The organism is Blastococcus sp. KM273128, from assembly GCF_021698975.1.
Taxonomy (GTDB): domain Bacteria; phylum Actinomycetota; class Actinomycetes; order Mycobacteriales; family Geodermatophilaceae; genus Blastococcus.
In genome coordinates, this window is sequence record NZ_SSXA01000142.1 from 1 (window position 1) to 2,928 (window position 2,928).

Consider the following 2,928-nt stretch of genomic DNA (forward strand, 5'->3'; position numbering starts at 1 on the left):
CCCCCGCACCCGTGGGCCCCGCCTCCGCCTCGGCCTCCGGCGGGAGCTCCTGCAGCGCGGGCCACACCGACCACGCGGACGCCGACCTGGCGGTCCTCGACGCGGGTTTCCCCGCCTTCCTCGCCGGCTCGATCCGGATCGCCCGCGGGCAGGACGCCGTCCTCGTGGGCCGCGTCGACGACCCGGGTGCCAGCCCCGACTGACGGGCGCACCCCCTCCGTCCTGCCCCGCCGGTCCACCGATCGGCTCGTCGACCAGTCCATGACCTCGCACGCGCGCGACCGCCCCCGGGCACTCCCCCGCCCCGGGCGCCGGAGCGCCGTTCGCACCGCAGGGAACTTCCGCGATGAGCAGTGAAGCCGTTCCGTCCGACCACCTGACCCAGCAGCGCGCCGCCCCGCTCCAGCGGCTGCCGCGGCCCGATCCGGTGCGCGGCGAGGGCACCGCCGCGCGCCGGGCCTGGCGCGGCCCCTACGTCCGCCGGCTCGTCGTGTGGGACGCGATCTGCGCGAGCGCGGCCGCCGGCAGCGGCCTGCTCGTCCGCTACGCCCCGCCGGACGTCGGGGTGACCACCGCCTCCCTGGCCATCGCCGTGGCGCTGCCCGCCGTGTGGCTCTTCGCCATGGTGGTGGCCCGCAGCTACGAGAGCCGCTACCTCTGGGAGGGCCCGGAGGAGTTCCGCCGCATCTTCTTCGCCGCCGCCCTGCTGCTCGCCATCGTGGGCACCGTCTCCTGGGGGCTGAAGCTCGAGGTCGCGCGCGGCTTCGTCGTCGTCGCCCTGCCGCTGGCGACGCTGCTCACGCTCGCCCATCGCCAGGCGCACCGCCTCTGGCTGCGCCGCCAGCGGGCGCACGGGCGGTTCCAGCAGACGACGCTGCTCGTCGGGCACCGCAACGGCGTCGAGGCGCTGCGCGCGCAGCTGCACCGCGAGGCCGACCAGGGGTATCGCGTCATCGGCTACTGCCTGCCGCACGGCTCGGGGCTGCGCGTCGGCCCCGGTGGGCTGCCGGTGCTCGGCGACCTGGGCGAGGTGGTCGACGTCGTCGAGCGCCACGAGGTCGACACCGTGGCCGTGCTGCCCTCCCCGGAGCTGGACGGGGCGGCGCTGCGCCGGCTGGGCTGGGAGCTGGAGAAGACCCAGGCCGACCTGCTGCTCGCGCCGTCGGTCTCGGAGGTCGCCGGGCCGCGCATCCGGGTCCGCCCGGTGTGCGGGCTCTCCCTGCTGCAGATGGAGCGCCCCGAGCTGCGCGGCCTGCACCGGCTGGTCAAGGAGTCCTTCGACCGGACCGCCGCCGTGCTGCTCCTGCTTCTGCTGGCGCCGGTCCTGGTCGCGGCCGCGGTCGCGGTCCGATTCGACAGCCCCGGCCCGATCCTGTTCCGCCAGGAGCGGGTGGGCCGCGACGGCCGCCGCTTCCCGATGCTGAAGTTCCGCAGCATGCACGTGGGGGCCGAGCGCCAGGTCGCCCGGCTGGCCGCGGTCGACGAGGGCAACGGCGTGCTGTTCAAGATGCGCCGCGACCCGCGGGTGACGCGGGTCGGCCGGGTGCTGCGCCGGTACTCGGTCGACGAGCTGCCCCAGCTGCTGAACATCGTGCGGGGCGAGATGTCGCTGGTCGGCCCGCGCCCCCCGCTGCCCTCCGAGGTCGAGCGGTACGGGGTCGAGATGCACCGCCGGCTGGTGGTCAAGCCCGGCCTGACCGGGCTGTGGCAGGTGAGCGGGCGGTCGGACCTCTCCTGGACCGACTCGGTGCGGCTGGACATCCACTACGTGGAGAACTGGTCCCTGACGCTGGACCTGATGATCCTCTGGCGGACCGTGGGGGCGGTGTTCACCGGCCGCGGCGCCTACTAGGACGACGGAGGGCTCACCGGCCGACGGAGTGCGCTGACGCCGGGTTCCTGGCTCGGGAACGCAGCATCGGCGCACACCGTCCCGGCTGGAGACGACGGAGGGGCGGGCACCGCGCTGATCGCGCGGCACCCGCCCCTCAGGGGTGGTCGGGTCAGCGGTAACCGGGGCTGACGTACCCGATGCCGACGGAGCCGGCCGGGACGAAGTCACCCGAGGCGGGCTTGCCCTGGGTGAGCGTGCCGCTCAGGTTCCCGATCGAGGGCCAGGAGACGACGCCGTTGCTGATCCGGGCGGGGCAGCTGCGGTCGTCGGTCTGCGGCCACACGCTGTAGCCCATGTCGCGGCCGGCGCGCGGGTCGATGAAGACGTTCTCCAGCGACAGCGGGTAGGTGTTGCAGTCGATGCGGATGAACTGCCCGCCCCGCTCGATCGGGTTCACCCCGGAGCTGCCGACGTTGGTGTTCCGGATGGTGCCCTTGCCGATGGCGCCGAGGTCCTGGCGGACCTGGATGCCCTGGTAGTTCGTCGTGCCGCTGAGCCGGTCGATCCGGTACTCGCGCACGCCGCCCCACGGCTGGAAGACGTCGGCGTGGTTCACCGAGTAGGTGCCGCGCAGGGCTTCCATGCGGACGTTCTGGATCTGCAGGGTGGCCTCGGGGGCGTTGACGGCGATGCCGTCGGCCTGCGAGCCCGGGACGTTGCCGTTGATGAGGACGCCCTCGATGTGCACGGTGCCGGTGCACTTGTGCACGTAGATGGCGCGCTGGTCGTCGTTGCCGAAGCGGGCGGTCGGCGCGACGGTGATCTGCCCGCCCATGATGACGGCGTTGCGGCAGTTGGCGATGGTGATCGGCCCGGCCGGGCGGTCGGCGGGCAGCTTGATCAGGACGTCGCCGTTGCGGGCACTGATCGTCGTGACCGAGTTGCTCGGGGTGACGTTGTGGACCGGGTAGTTCTGCCAGCCGGTCGGCGGGGCCCAGCTGAGGGCGCCGGTCGACGGGGTCGTCGCGCGCGGGGCCGTGGTCGCACTCGGGGCGGCCGGAGTGGTCGCGACCGGGGTGGTCGGGGCCGGGGCC

3 protein-coding genes are annotated in these 2,928 nt (G+C 74.2%); 2 read left to right on the forward strand and 1 reads right to left on the reverse strand.

The window, feature by feature from the left end; translation table 11 throughout:
* A partial coding sequence (locus tag E9529_RS21205) for a hypothetical protein (RefSeq protein ID WP_236833244.1) occupies positions 1 to 203 on the forward strand: 203 nt, incomplete at its 5' end.
* Positions 204 to 346: 143 nt separating this feature from the next.
* Entirely contained in the window at positions 347 to 1,852 is a 1,506-nt protein-coding gene (locus E9529_RS21210) for a sugar transferase (RefSeq protein ID WP_236833245.1), read from the forward strand.
* Between the two features lie 151 nt (positions 1,853 to 2,003).
* On the opposite strand, the gene E9529_RS21215 is transcribed toward E9529_RS21210, so the two are convergent.
* The coding region (locus tag E9529_RS21215; protein WP_236833246.1) for a hypothetical protein at positions 2,004 to 2,928 on the reverse strand (925 nt) is incomplete at its 5' end.